This is a genomic window from Sphingomonas echinoides ATCC 14820 (assembly GCF_000241465.1).
Classification (GTDB): Bacteria; Pseudomonadota; Alphaproteobacteria; order Sphingomonadales; family Sphingomonadaceae; genus Sphingomonas; species Sphingomonas echinoides.
This window is the reverse complement of sequence record NZ_JH584235.1, coordinates 750,784-767,175: the sequence shown is the minus strand read 5'-3', so window position 1 is coordinate 767,175 and position 16,392 is coordinate 750,784. Positions and strand designations below refer to the sequence as shown.

General features: G+C 64.2%; 14 protein-coding genes and 1 tRNA gene. 11 read left to right on the top strand and 4 right to left on the bottom strand.

The window, feature by feature from the left end; genetic code table 11:
• The first annotated feature begins 127 nt into the window (after positions 1-127).
• The 5 genes from ON00_RS03575 (at position 128) to ON00_RS03555 (ending at position 4,647) form a co-directional block, all read left to right on the top strand.
• Positions 128-1,093 (top strand): glycosyltransferase family 2 protein, encoded by a 966-nt coding sequence (locus ON00_RS03575; protein WP_010403212.1) that lies wholly within the window; start codon positions 128-130, stop codon positions 1,091-1,093.
• A 76-nt stretch (positions 1,094-1,169) separates the two neighbouring features.
• Entirely contained in the window at positions 1,170-1,844 is a 675-nt protein-coding gene (locus ON00_RS03570; RefSeq protein WP_010403211.1) for an ATP-dependent Clp protease proteolytic subunit, read from the top strand.
• Positions 1,845-1,989: 145 nt separating this feature from the next.
• Complete coding sequence (gene clpX, locus ON00_RS03565; RefSeq protein WP_010403209.1) at positions 1,990-3,258, top strand: ATP-dependent Clp protease ATP-binding subunit ClpX; 1,269 nt, start codon at positions 1,990-1,992, stop codon at positions 3,256-3,258.
• Entirely contained in the window at positions 3,255-3,857 is a 603-nt protein-coding gene (locus tag ON00_RS03560; protein ID WP_010403208.1) for a GNAT family N-acetyltransferase, read from the top strand. Before clpX ends, ON00_RS03560 begins: the two co-directional genes overlap by 4 nt.
• Before the next feature lie 115 nt (positions 3,858-3,972).
• Positions 3,973-4,647, top strand: coding sequence for a DUF4893 domain-containing protein (locus tag ON00_RS03555; protein ID WP_010403206.1), 675 nt, complete (start codon positions 3,973-3,975; stop codon positions 4,645-4,647).
• 6 nt (positions 4,648-4,653) lie between these two features.
• On the opposite strand, the gene ON00_RS03550 is transcribed toward ON00_RS03555, so the two are convergent.
• The 3 genes from ON00_RS03550 to ON00_RS03540 are packed head-to-tail and all read right to left on the bottom strand — an operon-like array spanning position 4,654 to position 7,683.
• The gene (locus ON00_RS03550) at positions 4,654-5,250 is read right to left on the bottom strand and encodes a methyltransferase family protein (protein WP_010403205.1); all 597 of its coding nucleotides are present in this window, start codon (positions 5,248-5,250) and stop codon (positions 4,654-4,656) included.
• Positions 5,251-5,296: 46 nt separating this feature from the next.
• The gene (locus ON00_RS03545; protein WP_010403204.1) at positions 5,297-7,027 is read right to left on the bottom strand and encodes a M1 family metallopeptidase; all 1,731 of its coding nucleotides are present in this window, start codon (positions 7,025-7,027) and stop codon (positions 5,297-5,299) included.
• Entirely contained in the window at positions 7,024-7,683 is a 660-nt protein-coding gene (locus tag ON00_RS03540; RefSeq protein WP_010403203.1) for a hypothetical protein, read from the bottom strand. Before ON00_RS03540 ends, ON00_RS03545 begins: the two co-directional genes overlap by 4 nt.
• Positions 7,684-7,765: 82 nt before the next feature.
• Here ON00_RS03540 and lon point away from each other — a divergent pair, with 82 nt between their 5' ends.
• The 3 genes from lon (at position 7,766) to ON00_RS03525 (ending at position 10,857) form a co-directional block, all read left to right on the top strand.
• Positions 7,766-10,219, top strand: coding sequence for an endopeptidase La (lon, locus tag ON00_RS03535; RefSeq protein WP_010403202.1), 2,454 nt, complete (start codon positions 7,766-7,768; stop codon positions 10,217-10,219).
• Between the two features lie 153 nt (positions 10,220-10,372).
• On the top strand, positions 10,373-10,645 hold the full coding sequence (locus tag ON00_RS03530; RefSeq protein WP_010186832.1) for an HU family DNA-binding protein: 273 nt from the start codon (positions 10,373-10,375) through the stop codon (positions 10,643-10,645).
• 137 nt (positions 10,646-10,782) lie between these two features.
• A tRNA-Val gene (locus tag ON00_RS03525) sits at positions 10,783-10,857 on the top strand.
• Positions 10,858-10,893: 36 nt separating this feature from the next.
• Here ON00_RS03525 and ON00_RS03520 read toward each other — a convergent pair.
• Positions 10,894-11,550, bottom strand: coding sequence for a prolyl hydroxylase family protein (locus tag ON00_RS03520; RefSeq protein ID WP_010403200.1), 657 nt, complete (start codon positions 11,548-11,550; stop codon positions 10,894-10,896).
• A gap of 124 nt (positions 11,551-11,674) precedes the next feature.
• On the opposite strand from ON00_RS03520, the gene ON00_RS03515 reads away from it, so the two are divergent.
• The 3 genes from ON00_RS03515 (at position 11,675) to gspE (ending at position 16,370) form a co-directional block, all read left to right on the top strand.
• On the top strand, positions 11,675-12,520 hold the full coding sequence (locus ON00_RS03515; RefSeq protein WP_010403199.1) for a type II secretion system protein N: 846 nt from the start codon (positions 11,675-11,677) through the stop codon (positions 12,518-12,520).
• On the top strand, positions 12,517-14,730 hold the full coding sequence (gspD, locus tag ON00_RS03510; protein WP_010403198.1) for a type II secretion system secretin GspD: 2,214 nt from the start codon (positions 12,517-12,519) through the stop codon (positions 14,728-14,730). Before ON00_RS03515 ends, gspD begins: the two co-directional genes overlap by 4 nt.
• A 77-nt stretch (positions 14,731-14,807) precedes the next feature.
• Positions 14,808-16,370, top strand: a complete 1,563-nt coding sequence (gene gspE, locus ON00_RS03505; protein WP_211207104.1) for a type II secretion system ATPase GspE — start codon at positions 14,808-14,810, stop codon at positions 16,368-16,370.
• Positions 16,371-16,392: the final 22 nt, after the last annotated feature.

The window sequence follows — 16,392 nt, the reverse complement described above, 5'->3', positions numbered from 1 at the left end:
CGAGGTCTCTGCGAGGCTCGGCCCCACCCCCAAACCCCTCCCCTGAAGGGGAGGGGCTTTTTTATGTCCGTTTGGCACGGCGCACAAAACAGTCGAACCGATCGCCATTCACCCCTATGGCAGAGCCATGACCACGCGCATCGCCATCCTGCTGCCCTGTTATAATGAGAGCGCCGCCATCGCGCAGACGGTGGCCGGGTTCCGCGCCGCGCTGCCGGATGCGACGATCTACGTGTACGATAACAACAGCTCCGACGACACCGTTGCGGTGGCGCGCGCGGCGGGGGCGATCGTGCGGACCGAGCGGATGCAGGGGAAGGGCAATGTCGTCCGCCGCATGTTCGCCGATGTCGATGCCGATATCTATGTGATGGCCGATGGCGACGCTACCTATGACGCGACCGTCGCGCCCGCTTTGGTGCAGCGCTTGCTCGACGAGCAGCTCGACATGGTCGTCGGTAGCCGCGTGACCGAGGTGACGGCCGCGTATCGTCGCGGGCATGTGCTCGGCAACAAGGCGATGACCGGGCTGCTCGCGCAATTGTTCGGGCGCAGTTTTACCGATATTTTCTCCGGTTACCGGGTGTTCTCACGGCGGTTCGTCAAGAGTTTTCCGGTGCTGTCCTCGGGCTTCGAGATTGAGACCGAGATCAGCGTCCATGCGCTCGAACTCAAGATGCCGGTCGGCGAGATCGAAACCCCCTATTTCGCGCGGCCCGAGGGATCCGAATCGAAGCTCAGCACTTACCGCGATGGCTTCCGCATCGCGCGTACGATCGTGACGCTGTACCGGATCGAGCGACCGCTCCTGTTCTTCGGCGTGATCGCGGGCTTGCTGTTTGCCGCCGCCTTGGCGTTCGGTATCCCGTTGGTGATCACCTATATGCACACGCATCTCGTGCCGCGTTTGCCGACGGCGGTGATGGTGACCGGGCTGACGATTCTCGCAGCGCTCAACGTGTTTACCGGGCTGATCCTCGATACCGTGGTGCGCGGTCGCCGTGAGGTACGGCGGCTGGCGTATCTGTCACACCGCGCACCGGGCGGCGACGATCGCCGTGCCGATCAAGGTGCCATCGCAGGCGGGGCTTGAACTCGTTTCCGCCAGCGCCGATGTATGCGGTTCGAATTTCCGTTCTTCTCGGGGCATAAGGACTAAAAGGCTCATCATGCGCAATCCGTTCGACACCGGCGACTTTCTGGCTCCCATTCAAGACGGCCTCGTGCCGATCGTGGTGGAGCAATCGAACCGCGGCGAGCGTTCGTTCGACATCTATTCGCGTCTGTTGCGTGAACGGATCATCTTCGTAACGGGCGGCGTCGAGGATCATATGGCGGCGGTCATCACCGCGCAGCTGCTGTTCCTCGAATCGGAAAATCCGAAGAAGGACATCTTCATGTACATCAACTCGCCGGGCGGTGTCGTCACGGCGGGCATGGCGATCCATGACACGATGCAATACATTCGCCCGCGTGTTGGCACGGTGTGCATTGGCCAGGCCGCGTCGATGGGCAGCTTCCTGCTCGCCGCCGGTGAGCCGGGGATGCGCGTTGCGCTGACCAATGCGCGCATCATGATCCATCAGCCCTCGGGCGGTGCGCAGGGTATGGCGTCGGACATCCAGATCCAGGCCAAGGAAATCCAGCGCATCAAGAACCGGATGAACTCGCTGTATGCGCAGTACACCGGCAAGCCGATCGAAGAGATTGAGCGCGCGATGGACCGTGATACCTTCCTCGAGGCACATGAGGCGAAGGACTTTGGTCTGGTCGATCAGGTGTTCGACAAGCGTCCGGCGCTGCCCGACGATTCGAGCACGCCGCCTGCTTTGACCTCGGCCTGACGTGGTTTTTAGGTGGCGGGGCCTCGAAAGGTGCCCCGCTACCGTATTCATACGGCAATTTTGGTGATTGTCGGATTGCGCGGGTGCGGTCTAGGATAGACACTCCGCATAGGTGCCCCCGTTGGTGGCGGCAAGGATGGTTTGAATGACGAAACTCAGCGGCGGCGACTCGAAGAGCACGCTTTATTGCTCCTTCTGCGGGAAGTCGCAGCATGAGGTGCGCAAGCTGATTGCGGGCCCAACCGTATTCATCTGCGATGAATGCGTCGAATTGTGCAACGACATCATCCGCGAGGAGACCAAGTCGGCACTCGTGTCCAAGAAGGACGGCGGCGTCCCCACGCCGCAGGAAATCTGCGACGTGCTCGATGATTATGTGATCGGCCAGAAGCGCGCCAAGCGCGTACTGTCGGTGGCGGTGCACAACCATTACAAGCGCCTCAACCACGGCCAGAAGGGCGCGGATGTCGAACTCGCCAAGTCCAACATCCTGCTCGTCGGGCCGACTGGCTGCGGCAAGACGTTGCTGGCGCAGACGCTCGCGCGCATTCTCGACGTGCCCTTCACCATGGCCGATGCGACGACCTTGACCGAGGCCGGTTATGTTGGCGAGGATGTCGAGAACATCATCCTCAAGCTGCTCCAGGCGTCCGACTACAATGTCGAGCGGGCGCAGCGCGGCATCGTCTATATCGACGAAATCGACAAGATCAGCCGCAAGGCCGAGAACCCGTCGATCACGCGCGACGTGTCGGGCGAGGGCGTGCAGCAGGCCTTGCTCAAGCTGATGGAAGGCACCACCGCCAGCGTTCCGCCGCAGGGTGGCCGCAAACATCCGCAGCAGGAGTTCCTGCAGGTCGACACGACCAACATCCTGTTCATCTGCGGCGGTGCCTTCTCGGGCCTCGAAAAGATCATTGGCGACCGTCTGCAGGGCAAGTCGATTGGCTTCGGTGCCTATGTCGCAAGCCCTGAGGAGCGCCGCACGGGTGAAACGCTCAAGTCGGTCGAGCCCGAGGATCTGCTGAAGTTCGGCCTGATCCCCGAATTCGTCGGCCGCTTGCCGGTGATTGCGACGCTCGAGGATCTCGACGTACCAGCCCTTGTCACGATTCTGACCGAGCCGAAGAACGCGCTGGTGAAACAGTATCAGAAGCTGTTCGACATGGAGGCGGTCAAGCTCGGCTTCACCGACGATGCGCTGGTGCAAGTCGCCAAGAAGGCGATCGACCGCAAGACCGGTGCACGCGGGCTGCGATCGATCCTCGAGGGCATCCTGCTCGACACGATGTTCGATCTGCCCGGCATGGACGGCGTCGATGAAGTGATGATCGACAAGGACGTGATCGATGGCCGCAAGGAACCGATCCGCGTCTATGCCAAGAAAGAAAAGGCCGGGGCCGGGGCTGCGTGACCCCGGCACCGCTTTCCACCCCGATCGGTGTCGCTGACGACGCCGATCGGGGACGGATCGCGGCAATGCTGGCCCGCGCGTTCGCCGACGATCCGGCGATGGCGTATATAGTACCCGATCCTGTCGAACGCGCGCTCCGGCTGCCGCGGCTTTTTGCATTGCTGTTCGAGGCGGATGCACGGGCCGGTCTGCGGCTGGTCGCGGAAGGCTGCACGGCGACGACGCTGTGGCGCGCGCCCGGTTTGGGCAAGACCTCGCTGCTCGATATGGTGATGCACGCCTGGCCGATGTGGCGTGCCCTGGGCGGGGGGATTGGTCGCGCGCTGACGGTGTCGAGCGCGATTGAGGCGCATCTCCCCTCCAACGATGTCTGGTATCTGCACGTTGCCGGGTGCGACCCCGCCGCACAGGGGCGCGGCTTAGGTCGCGCGGTGATCCAGGCCGGGCTCGATCGGATCGCGGAGGACGGCCGACCCGTTTACCTCGAAACCGCCAACGAACGGAATGTGGGCTTTTACGCCACGCTCGGCTTTGTCGTGACCGAGGCGTGGCAGGTCCCGAAGGGCGGACCGATTTTCTGGTCAATGCTGCGCGCCTGAACGGGCGGAACCGAGCCTCCGTCGCGTCGTTTACGATCTGTTAACCTTTGGCGTTTACCGATTGTTAACGCGCTGCACGGCCCATCACGCATCGACATTCTGGAGAACGACCGCCATGCGTTTCGTATCGACGCCCCTTGTTCTCACGTCGTTGATCGCGCTCGGCGCGACCGTCTCGGGCTGCACCGCCGGGACCGCCCGGCCGCGCGCGACGCCCCACATTGCCGCCACGCCCACCGGCTGGGCCGGCTCGGTTACAGCAGAAGATCGCAGCCGGTTGGACGCGCTTCCTGCGACATGGGCGCGCGCGCGCGCCGCAGTGCCGGTCCGCCTCAAGGCCAAGCTCGATGGCGAGGGTCCGTTGGTCCAGCCGGGGGCGGCGCTGGATTTGCCCGCGCTCCCGCCCGGCCCCTATTATTGCCGCCTCGTCCGCCTGGGCGGCGCGCATGGGCTGGATACCTATAAGCCCGATTTCTGCACGGTTGACGGGACGACACACGCTCTGTCTTTCACCAAGCAGAGCGGCACCAGCCTGCCCGGCGGCTGGCTGTTTCCCGATACCGACAAGCGGCAGGTCTTCCTCGGCACCTTCCGCCCGGCCCATGCCGACAGCGCGCCACCCTATAGCGTCAATCCTGCGCAGGATGTCGCAGGCGTGGTCGAGCGTGTCGCGCCGTTCCGCTGGCGGCTGGTGCTGACGCGCGCGGGGAAGGGGGCGCTGCTCGATATTTATGAACTGGTGCCGGTAACGCCCGTCGTGCGCGGTGCGGTGCCCGCTGTTCCCGGCTGAGCTGGGTCAGAACAGGCCGGGCACGAAGCGCTTCACCCGCGCGGCATAAGCGTCGTAATCGGCAAAGGTCGCGCGCAGGACGCTTTCCTCGTGCCGCACGCGCATGGCGGTGCCGAGCGCGAACACGGGGGCACCTGCGATCAGGTTGAGCGTGTGGCCGTAAGCGATCGCCATCGCCAGTGTGAACAGCGCCATCGCCACATAGATCGGGTTGCGGACATGCGCGAACGGGCCCGATTGCACCAGATGCCCGTCGCTGCGGGTGCGCGCGACCAAGGCCCAGTTGCGGCCCATCGCCCGCGACGACGAATCGAACAGCCACACCGCCCCGAGGATCAGCACCAGCACGATAGCCCCCTCGAGCAGCGCTGTGGTGGAGGCGGGATCGAGGCCGACCCGTATCGGACCAAATCCGACGAGGCCGATCCCTATCCCCTGCAACACAATCCCCCAGATCGAGGCATTGCTGCGCCGCGCGTCGGGACTTTTGGGGCTTTTGACACCGCGCGCGCGGGCGCGGAGCAGCGACACCACGAACACGCCCATGCCGACGCCGAGCGCGATCAAGCCGGGAAGTCCAACGGGGTCGGTCAGAAATCGCATCACAGCCTCCAGAGTATGGCTGTGTTATGTGAATAACACGCGTCCGTCAATTGGCGGGGCGTGGCCGCCGTGCCTGCGCATCGCGCCATGCCTGATACTGCTCGATCGCGACCGAGCGCCGCAGCAGCTTGGCCTTGGGGTCGATCACGACATGCGCGCGCTTCGGCACGGGCAGGCTGCCCACGCCCCCCGCCATCGGCAGCGTCACGATCCGGCCGTCGATCTGCACCTCGACCGGCATCGGGAACACCCGCCCGCCCGGCACCTGCCAGCGCAAGGCCAGCCGCGTCGCGCTGCGTGTCTCGATCAGATCGGGCAGCGCCGCTTCGCGCAAATATACGTCGAAGAACCAGCCATAATCCTTGCCGGTCACGCGCCGCACGAAACGTTGATACTCCGCGCTCGACCCATAACGCGGGGCGAAATTGCCGGGCCGCGGATCGGTCCGCCCGTACACCGCCAGCCGCGTGACATCGCGAAACGCGCGGTCGCCGATCAGGGTACGCAGCGTGTGGAGCATCCACGCGCCCTTGTAGTAAATGTCCTGGCCCGGTCCGCCTTTGTCGACCTCATACACCTCTTCCTCGGTGCGCACCTTGCCCGAGATGATCGGGCGGAGGTTGGCGATCTTGTTGCGTTCGTCGGACAGCATGGTCGCATAGCGCGCCTCACCTTCGCGCCAGCGGCCGTAGAGCGGCTGCATGTAGGTGCCATAGCCCTCGTGCAGCCAGTAATCGTCCCAATTGGCGGCGGTCAGTTGGTTGCCGAAATATTCATGGGCAAATTCGTGCTGGAACAGCCAGTCAAACCCTTCGGGGGCCTTGGCATAGTCATTGCCGTATGCGTTGATCGTCTGGTGCTCCATGCCCTTATGCGGGGTTTCCACCACGCCGACTTTCTCGTCCCCGAACGGGTAGGGGCCGACTTCGCTTTCGAAGAAATCGAGCGTCGGGGCAAACTCAGCGAACAGCGCCCGGGCCTTGTCTTCCTCGCCCGGCAGGAACCAGTAGAACATCGGGATGCTGTTGCCGTAGCGGCTCTTATAGACGCCCGAAATCTCTTCATACGGCCCGACATTGAGCGCGATGCCATAGGTATTGGGGTGCTTGATCCGCCAGTTCCACACCGTCCGCCCGTCGGGCAGCGTATCCACCCCCAGCAGCTTGCCATTGGAGGGGGCCTTCAATCCCTTGGGCACGGTGATGTGCAGCGTGACGACGCCCGGCTCGCCCGTCGGGAAATCGAGGCACGGCCAGAACAGATCGCAGCCATAGCCCTCCGCAGTGGTGGCGAACCACGGCGCGCCGCCGGGGGTGGTCGCCCATACCATGCCGCTGTCCCACGGGGCCTTGACCGCGACATGCGGTTGCCCGCCATAGGTGATGCGCGCGGTGACATGGCCGCCTTTGGCGACGCGCTGTGGCAGCGTGATGACGAGCCGCCCTTCCGGGTTGCTCCACGCGGCGGGCGCGAGCGCCGCGCCATCGATGGCAATGGCATCGACCGGCAAATTGCGGTCGAGGTCGATCGCGAGGCGGTCGAGCGGGGCCTTGGCGGTGAAGCTGAGCGTCGCCACGCCGCGCAGCGTCTCGGTCTCGGGCAACACCTCGAAAGACAGGTCGGCGGCATCGAAACCCAATTTGGCCTGGTCGGGATCGATCACACCGCCCGACCGCGCGGTCTGCGCCGTGATCTCGGGCTCGCCTTTCTTGGGCAGGGTGGTGGCACCGGTCAGCGCGAGGCAGCCACAAGCAAAAGCGAGTCTGGAAGCGATCATGAAGGGTCTAGCTCTACGGAAAAATCGGTGATGGTCATGCGCAGGACAGGGCGACCGTTCTGCAGGATCGAGGTGGTGCGGGGAAAGCGGATCCCTTGCGCTGTCACGGTTCCCGTAAATAGGAGGTGTTGATGCACGAGCGGCGGGTTCGGCGGTGGCCCAGCAAGGGTGTAGTCGGCCGAGGCAATCCGCCCATCCGGGGCGAGCGTCAGCGCGATCGGCGGATACCCGTCGCGGATCGCCGTAATGCCGCGTCGTCCGCTTGGTGACAGCGACGCCGGGGCGAGCAGCAAATAGCTGTATGCCGCCAGCTTCTGCCGCTCGAAATATGCTTGCGGCTGGGGCAGGCTGGTCTGTGCGCCGTTATGGACGAGAAACGCACTGTCGCGTTCCACCATGATGGTCTGCATGGCGCTGCGCCCCTCGCTGGTCAGCCAGGTGTCGGAGCGCGCGCGCGCGAAGGGTTCGATTCGGGTTTCGATCATCAGGTCGACCGGCGTCCGGCCGATCATCATGCGGGCGATCCCGCTCCATGCGATCACGCGTACACGCGACAAAAGGGGTTGCCCGCCGGCCGCTGCCAGGGCGCGCGCGATCGGGTCGGCCGGGTGCCGCGCGCTGGCGGGGAACGCGGCGAGGGCCGCTGCACCACCCAAAATCGTTCGACGATTGATGCAACGGCAACTCCCCCCATATAAGGAACTAAGCCCGCGTCGTTGACGCGACCCCGGAGTATCCATGACCAAAGCTTCTTTCACCCCGTCCAAGTCCTCGTCGCCCACCCACGCCTATCCCGTGCTGCCGCTGCGCGACATCGTCGTGTTCCCCAACATGATCGTGCCGCTGTTCGTTGGTCGCGACAAGTCGGTCGCGGCTCTGGAGGCGGCGATGGCTGCCGACAAGGAGATTTTCCTGGTCGCGCAACTCGACCCGAGCGAAGACGATCCCGATCGCGATGATCTGTACGAAATCGGCGTCACCGCCGTCGTCCTGCAATTGCTGAAACTGCCCGATGGCACAGTGCGCGTGCTGGTCGAGGGCAAGCGCCGCGCCGCGCTGACCGGCCTGGTGCAGACCGACGGCTATCTCGCTGCCGACGTCGAAATGCTGGAGGGGGACGACGGCGAAGAGGCGCTCGACGCCGCCAATACCGAAATGGCAGCGCTGATGCGTTCGGTGGTCGAGCAGTTCGAAAATTATGCCAAGCTCAACCGCAAGCTGCCCGCCGAAACTGCGGTGCAGCTCGGCGAGATTGAGGATGCGAGCAAGCTCGCCGACGCGGTCGCCGCCAACGTCCAGGTCAAGGTGTCCGACAAGCAAGCGCTGCTGATCGAACGCGATCCGGCCAAGCGACTCGAGATGGTGTTCGCCTTCATGGAGGGCGAGCTTGGCGTGCTGCAGGTCGAAAAGAAGATCAAAAGCCGCGTGAAGCGCCAGATGGAAAAGACCCAGCGCGAATATTACCTCAACGAGCAGTTGAAGGCGATCCAGCGTGAGCTCGGCAATGAGGGCGACGAGGGCGAAGGCGACGAGATCGCCGAGCTGACCAATAAGATCGCGACGCTCAAACTGTCCAAGGAAGCTCGCACCAAGGCGACGGCGGAGCTGAAGAAGCTCAAGACGATGGCACCGATGTCGGCCGAGGCCACCGTCGTGCGCAACTATCTCGACGTGCTGCTGGGCCTGCCGTGGGGCAAGAAGTCCAAGATCCGCAAGGATATTTCGGCGGCGCAAGCGGTGCTTGACGAGGACCATTATGCGCTCGAAAAGGTCAAGGACCGGATCATCGAATATCTCGCGGTACAAGCGCGCACCAATAAGCTGAAGGGGCCGATCCTGTGCCTCGTCGGCCCGCCCGGCGTTGGTAAGACCAGCCTCGGCAAATCGATCGCAAAGGCCACGGGCCGCGAATTTATCCGCCAATCTTTAGGCGGTGTGCGCGATGAAGCAGAAATTCGCGGGCATCGCCGCACCTATATCGGCTCGCTGCCGGGCAAGATCGTGACCAACCTCAAGAAAGCGGGCACCAGCAACCCGCTGTTCCTGCTCGATGAAATCGACAAGCTCGGCCAGGATTTCCGCGGCGATCCGGCCTCAGCGTTGCTCGAAGTGCTCGATCCAGAACAGAATGCGAAGTTTAACGACCACTATCTGGAGATCGATGTCGATCTCTCGGACATCATGTTCGTGACCACCGCGAACACGCTCAACCTGCCACAGCCGCTGCTCGACCGCATGGAGATCATTCGGCTCGAAGGCTATACCGAGGATGAGAAGGTCGAAATTGCCGAGCGGCATCTGATCGCCAAGCAGATCGAAGCGCATGGCCTGAAAGAGGGTGAGTTCACGCTGACCACCGAAGGGCTGCGCGCGCTGATCCAATTCTATACCCGCGAAGCCGGTGTGCGTACGCTGGAGCGCGAGATCGCCAAGCTCGCGCGTAAAGCGTTGCGGCGGATCCTGGAAGGCAAGGCCGAGAGCGTCACCGTCACGCCGGACAATCTCTCCGAATTTGCGGGCGTGAAGAAATATCGCCACGGCCTGGGCGAGGAAGAGAATCAAATCGGTGCCGTCACCGGTCTCGCCTGGACCGAAGTCGGCGGCGAATTGCTGACGATCGAAAGCGTGACCGTGCCTGGGCGCGGGGCGGCGAAGATCACCGGCAAGCTCGGCGATGTGATGAAGGAATCGATCGAGACCGCGTTCAGCTTCATCAAGGCGCGCTCGCCCTCTTACGGGATCAAGCCGAGCATCTTCGCGCGCAAGGACATCCACATCCATCTGCCCGAAGGCGCGGTGCCCAAGGATGGGCCGTCGGCGGGGATTGGCATCGTGACCGCGATTGTCTCGACGCTCACCGGCGTGCCGGTGCGCCGCGACATTGCGATGACGGGCGAGGTGACGTTGCGCGGGCGCGTGCTGCCGATCGGCGGCCTCAAGGAAAAACTGCTGGCGGCGCTACGTGGCGGCATCACCACCGTGCTCATCCCGCAGGAGAATGAGAAGGATCTGGCGGAGATTCCGGCCAATATCCTGGATGGTCTGAAGATCATCCCGGTGGCGCATGTCGATGAAGTGTTGCGGCTCGCGCTGACCGGCCCGCTCACCGCGATCGACTGGACCGAGGCCGATGACCTGGCCGCGCAGCCGCCAGCGGGTGTCGCGCCAATTGGCGGTGAAGTGCATCATTGATCGGATCGATTACTCGAAATGCCGCATTTCCGCCGATTTTAGACCGGGGCTGTCGCTTTTTGTTTTGACAGCCCCCGCGCTAGCCGTCTTAGTGCGCAACCGGCTTTTTGCCTGGGTATATTTTTTCCATTTTGTATCGGGGGTTTGGTGGCGATGAACAAACAGGAATTGATCGCGACGGTGGCCGACACGTCGGGTCTGACCAAGGGTGATGCAAGCAAGGCGGTTGAGGCGGTGTTCGATGCGGTCTCGGCGGCGCTGAAAAAGGGCGACGAAGTGCGCCTGGTTGGCTTCGGCACGTTCTCGGTCAGCAAGCGCAAGGCCTCGACCGGCCGCAACCCGCGCACCGGCGAACCGATGACGATCAAGGCGTCGTCGCAGCCGAAGTTCAAGGCCGGCAAGGGCCTGAAGGATTCGGTCAATTGATCTAATCTCCCGAAAACATGCGAGGTGTCGCTGGACAAGCGGCACTTGCTCGTTTTAAGGGATTGGTGACGAGGGCGGCGGTAACGCCGCCCTCATCCGTTCAGCCCTCCCACATATCGCATGTGCAGGACGGCAACGGGCGCGTAGCTCAGTGGTAGAGCACACCCTTCACACGGGTGGGGTCGCAAGTTCAATCCTTGCCGCGCCCACCATTCTCAGGGATCGGGCTGTCCGGCGACGCTCCGGCGTCAGCGCCAGGGCAGCTCCCGAAACCATTTCGTGATGACATATTTGGTGCCCGCGCGCACTTTCATCCCGTGGTGCAACGTGGCGGGGTTGAGCCGCCCGTCGGGCAGGCGATTGTTCCACGCCAGCAGCTTCCCGGTTTCGGGCTGGATGATCTTGTCGATCGCCTTGAAGCGGGTGGCACCGCCAGCTTCGGGCTGGTTGAGATAGATCATCACCGTCCACGTGCGGTTGCCCGCAATGCCGCAATACCGCTGATAGTCGATCCCGTCCGGTTCGAAATAATCGGTATGGGCTTTGAATTCCTGCCCTGTTGCGTAACGCTGCCCCTGGATCGGTTCGCCATGCGCCGGGTCGAGCCCGGTAAAGGCGGCGATCCGCGCGTTGAGATCGATCACCAGCGGATCGAACGGATCGAGATCGCCCGTCTCGCTGGTCCGAAAGGTTGGGTCGCCGTTGAAATCGGACAGGGTCGATGGCCGTCGCGTCGCATCGACTCGCGCACACAAGGCCGTGGACGTTGCGGGATCGAGAAAGCTGCGGCGAACAAACAGCGTCAGTTTGGTGCTGGGTACGCGCTGCACGCCCGGTTGGGCGAGGATATGCTCGATCATGGCGTCCGCCGGGTTGCCCGATCCGAAATGTGTCTGCGCGGTCATCGGCCTATTCCTGCCAAAGCCGTTGTGGCTTTTCCAGCCCCTGCGACCGTGCGAGGTTCACAGCGTCGTCTGGTGTCTGTAACACGCGGATAAGGTTAGACGCGCGATCGAGGAATAATGCCGCATGCGGTTGGTGTTGGATGCGCGAGCGCGGAGTGTTTTGCGACGCGTACCCGTGACGAAAGTATATAGCGCGCTCGAGCTGCTGCTGATCGCTCTGCTCGCGGTGCAAGGTGCGCGGCTGGTGTGGACAGTGGTCACGCCGGTCGGCGCGATCGGCGTCTGGCGTCCGGCACACAGCGGGTTCGCCGGAGCTCCGCAAGCGCTCTTGAGCAGCTTCGATCCGTTCTTTCGCATCAGCGGCGGCGATGCGGCGGGGCCTGCGGTGGTCACCAGCCTGCAACTGACCTTGTTCGGAACGCGGGTCGATGAAGCGCAGGGCGGCGGCTCGGCGATTATCGCTGGGCCTGACGGGGTGCAGCAAAGCGTCGGTGTGGGCCAGGAAATCATGCCCGGCGTGCGCTTGAAGGCGGTCGCGTTCGACCATGTCACGATCGACCGCAATGGCGCGTCTGAAGACCTCTTCCTGGTACAGCCGGAAACCACGCCAGTCGCCACGCCTGCGCCCGCTGCGCCGCCGCTGGTTGGCGGCGGTCCGACGCGTCCGATGCCTTCGGCTCCTTCGGGGATCACCTTCGCCCAACTGCGTTCGGACGTTGGGTTCATCCCGCGCATCGACAATGGCCGAGTGACCGGGCTGACCGTGCGATCGCAGGGGAATGGTCTCGCCTTTCGCACCGCCGGGTTGCACGAGGGCGATGTCGTGACCCAGATTGCCGGCAAGCCGGTTGGAGGGACAGGCGATATCGAGCGTCTCGCCGCACAATTTGCCAAAGGCGGCCTGCTCTCTGTCGCGGTGGAGCGCGGCAAGGACACGATTCCACTTTCCATCACGATTGCGGGGCAATGAAGACATTTACTCTGGCACCGTTTCTGTCGCTTGCGCTCGCCGGCACCGCCGTTGCGCAGACCACGATGAATGTGCGCGACGCGGATATCCGCGCGTTCATCGCCGATGCGGCGCGGGTGACGGGGCGGACCTTCATCATCGACGCGCGCGTGCAGGGCAAGGTGACGGTGGTGACCGATCACCCCGTCAGCAAATCGCAATATTTCGAGATTTTCCTGTCGACGCTGCGCGCCAACGGCCTGGTCGCGGTGCCGACCAGCAATGGCGCGTTTCGGGTGCAGCCGACCGACAATGCCGCGTCGCAGCCCAGCCGCGTGGGGGCGCGTGGCGCGGCGAGCAACAGTTACGTGACCGAAATCGTTCGTTTGCGCTCGATCGACGCGGCCTCGGCGGTCGATACCGTGCGGGGGCTGATCTCGCCGCAGGGCTCGGTCACCGCCAATCGCGGCGGGAATAGCCTGGTCATCGTCGATTTCGCCGACAATGTCCGCCGCGTGCGCGAGGTGATCCGCCAGATCGACACCGACACTGCCGCAACGCGCATTGTCGCGTTGAAGAATGCCGGTGCCCGTGAAATCGCAACGGCGTTGCAAGCGCTGACTGGGCAGGGCGCGGGCGGCGGTGGACCGTCGACTGGCTCGAGCGCGAGCGTGGTGGCCGTGATCAGTTCCAATTCGGTGGCGATCCGTGGCGATGCGGCGTCGGTCGCGCGGCTGGCGGCGGTGGCCGAGGATCTGGACCGGCGCGCCAAGAACGGCACCGAAATCAAAGTGATTTTCCTTGAGAATGCCGATGCCGAGCAGCTTTTGCCCGTGCTTCAGCAATTGGTCGGGCAGGCCCCGTCACCCATTTCGAACCAGCAGCTGTCCGCATCGACCTTTGGCAGCAATAACGGCCAGTCGAGCGGCAGCAACGGCAGCGGGTTTCAGACGACCGCACGCCAGACCACCGCGCCGACTGTCCAACAAGACGTCTCGGCCGGTGGCGGTACCTCGACCGGGCAAGCCGCGATCAGTTCGGCCGGGCGGACGGCGGCAGTGGTCACGCGCTTCGTTGGCGCGAACGCGATCGTTATCGCCGCCCCCGCAGAGGTGCAGCGCCAATTGGCCGATGTGGTGCATCAACTCGACACCCGGCGCGAGCAAGTGCTGGTCGAAGCGATTGTCGCCGAAGTTTCGGACCAGACCGCCAGCCAGCTTGGCGCGCAATTCGCCATCGCCAACATCAAGGGCGGCGTGTTCGCGGCCTCCAGTTTCCAGAACACCGCGCCCAGCTTGCTGACCATCGCCGGGGCGATTGGCGCGCGGCAGCTCAATACCACGACGACGGTCGTCAACGGCACCACCGTAACCACCAGCACCAACAGCAGCGCCAGCGATTCGCTCGCGCAATCGGCGATCAGCTCGATTCTGGGCGCGAGCGGCGGCTTCGGTGGCTGGGCCGGCAAGATCGGCGACACGGTGTTCGGTTCGATCATCAACGCGCTGAAGAGCGACACCACCTCCAACCTGTTGCAAGTCCCGCATCTGGTGATGCTCGACAATCAGGAAGCGCACAGTCTGGTCGGACAGGAAATCCCGATCACCACCGGGCAGGCGCTGTCGAACAATTTCAACAACACCTTCCGCACGACCCAGCGTGAAAATGTCGGCATCGAGCTGACGGTGCGGCCGCAAGTCAATTCCTCGGGCACGGTGAAGCTCAATCTGCGGCTGGGGGTGAGTTCGATCGCGGGGCCGGTGTCGAGCGACAATAGCGACCTGATCCTCAACAAGCGCGAGGTCGAGACGGTGCGCACGGTCGACGATGGCGACATTGCCGTCATCAGTGGTTTGCTCGACGACAATGAACGCCGCACGATCCAGAAGATCCCGCTGCTGGGCGATCTCCCGGGGCTGGGCAATCTGTTCCGCTCCAAGGCGAAATCGCGGACCAAGACCAATTTGATGATCTTCATCCGCCCGACCATTTTGCGGACCGCCGAGGACAGCCGCCGCTTGACCGAGCAGCGCTACGGCTATCTACGCCTGCAGCAGGGCTTGGCCGCGCCGAATGACGAGCCTTCGATCGACCAGTTGGTGCGCGATTACATGGGGGCGGCACCGCCGATCCCGAGTGCGCCCGTGCCCGGCAACATCGAGGATCCCCGCATCGCAGTGCCGGTGCAGCGCAGTTCGAGCACGGTGATCCACACCAAGCGGGGGCGGTGATGGGACCGGGCGGTGATCCCGGGACTTTCCCCGCCCGCTTGCCGGGGGGGCTAGGGGAGGGGCTTCCCGACACAAACATGTCCAGCGCCAGCCCTCCCCCGACCCCTCCCGCAAGCGGGAGGGGAGATTTTGATGCCTTGCCGCAAATCACCATTCCCTACGCCTTTGCGCGCCGGTTCGGGGTGGTGGTCGCGCCCAACCATGAAGGGCACTTCACCGTCGCGATGCGCGAAGGGGCCGATCCTAAGGCCTTGATCGAGCTGCGCCGCCATTTGGCCCGGCCATTCCAGGTAACACCCGTCACGCCGAGCGACTTCGACCGGCTGCTGTCCGAAGTCTATGCGATGGACGGGCAGGCGGCGGCGATGGCGGCGGGGGCGCTGGGGCTGGGCGACGAACTCGACATGCTGGCGGATCATCTGCCGAGCGCGGACGATTTGCTCGACACGGCCGACGATGCCCCGGCGATTCGGCTGATCAACGGCATCATCGCCGATGCCGCGCGCAACGGCGTGTCGGATATCCATGTCGAGCCGTATGAGACCGGGCTGGTGGTGCGGATGCGGATCGACGGCGTGCTGCGCGAGACGCTGCGGATGCCACCGCATGTCGCGCCGGTGGTGGTCAGCCGCATCAAGGTGATGGCGCGGCTCGACATTGCCGAGCGGCGCGTGCCGCAGGACGGGCGCATCGGGCTGACGCTGGGCGGCAAATTGCTCGACGTGCGCGTATCGACCTTGCCCAGCCGCGCGGGCGAGCGCGTGGTGTTGCGCATTCTCGACAAGGAAAATGCCGGGATCACGCTCGATGCGCTGGGCATGACGCCGGCCATCCACCAGTTGCTCAAGGATGCGGTGACCGAGCCCAATGGCATCATCCTGGTCACCGGGCCGACGGGATCGGGCAAGACGACGACGCTGTACGCGGCGATGCGGCTGCTCAACGATGGCAGCCGCAACATCCTGACGGTCGAGGACCCGGTCGAATATGCGATGGAGGGGGTGGGGCAGACCCAGGTCAACCCCAAGGTCGGGCTGACCTTCGCGGCCGGATTGCGCGCGATCCTGCGGCAGGACCCCGATGTGGTGATGGTCGGCGAAATCCGCGACCGCGAAACCGCCGAAATTGCGGTGCAGGCATCGCTGACCGGGCATCTGGTGCTGTCCACGGTCCACACCAATGACGCGGTCGGCGCGATCACGCGGATGCGCGACATGAAGGTCGAGCCGTTCCTGCTGGCATCGACGCTGCGCGCGGTGATTGCGCAGCGGCTGGTGCGGCGGCTGTGCGAGCAGTGCCGCCGCCCGGTCGCGGCGGAGGGGCCGGTGGCGGCGTTGCTCGGTTTCGATCCGGGCACGATCGTCTATGAGGCGGTCGGCTGCGAGCAGTGCCAGGGCAGCGGCTTTAAGGGGCGTGTGGGCGTGTATGAGGCCGTCCGCGTCGATGAGACGGTGCGCCGCCTGATCAACGATGGCGGCGATGAAGCGCTGATCGCGCGCCACGCTTTTCTCCATGCGCCGACGCTCGGCAGCGCGGCGCGGCAGTTGGTGCGTGAGGGTGTGACCACGGCTGAGGAAGCGGTGCGCGTGTCGCGGCGCGACATGGCCGATGCGGATGCGCCGATGGTGGCGGGTGAGTGAGTTGTTCGCTTCTCCCCTCCCT

Coding starts and splice junctions, on each gene's coding strand:
- ON00_RS03575 (WP_010403212.1), top strand. CDS start 128: ATGACCACGCGCATCGCCATCCTGCTGCCCTGTTATAATGAGAGCGCC.
- ON00_RS03570 (WP_010403211.1), top strand. CDS start 1,170: ATGCGCAATCCGTTCGACACCGGCGACTTTCTGGCTCCCATTCAAGAC.
- clpX (WP_010403209.1), top strand. CDS start 1,990: ATGACGAAACTCAGCGGCGGCGACTCGAAGAGCACGCTTTATTGCTCC.
- ON00_RS03555 (WP_010403206.1), top strand. CDS start 3,973: ATGCGTTTCGTATCGACGCCCCTTGTTCTCACGTCGTTGATCGCGCTC.
- ON00_RS03550 (WP_010403205.1), bottom strand. CDS start 5,250: ATGCGATTTCTGACCGACCCCGTTGGACTTCCCGGCTTGATCGCGCTC.
- ON00_RS03545 (WP_010403204.1), bottom strand. CDS start 7,027: ATGATCGCTTCCAGACTCGCTTTTGCTTGTGGCTGCCTCGCGCTGACC.
- lon (WP_010403202.1), top strand. CDS start 7,766: ATGACCAAAGCTTCTTTCACCCCGTCCAAGTCCTCGTCGCCCACCCAC.
- ON00_RS03530 (WP_010186832.1), top strand. CDS start 10,373: ATGAACAAACAGGAATTGATCGCGACGGTGGCCGACACGTCGGGTCTG.
- ON00_RS03520 (WP_010403200.1), bottom strand. CDS start 11,550: ATGACCGCGCAGACACATTTCGGATCGGGCAACCCGGCGGACGCCATG.
- ON00_RS03515 (WP_010403199.1), top strand. CDS start 11,675: ATGCGGTTGGTGTTGGATGCGCGAGCGCGGAGTGTTTTGCGACGCGTA.
- gspD (WP_010403198.1), top strand. CDS start 12,517: ATGAAGACATTTACTCTGGCACCGTTTCTGTCGCTTGCGCTCGCCGGC.
- gspE (WP_211207104.1), top strand. CDS start 14,808: ATGTCCAGCGCCAGCCCTCCCCCGACCCCTCCCGCAAGCGGGAGGGGA.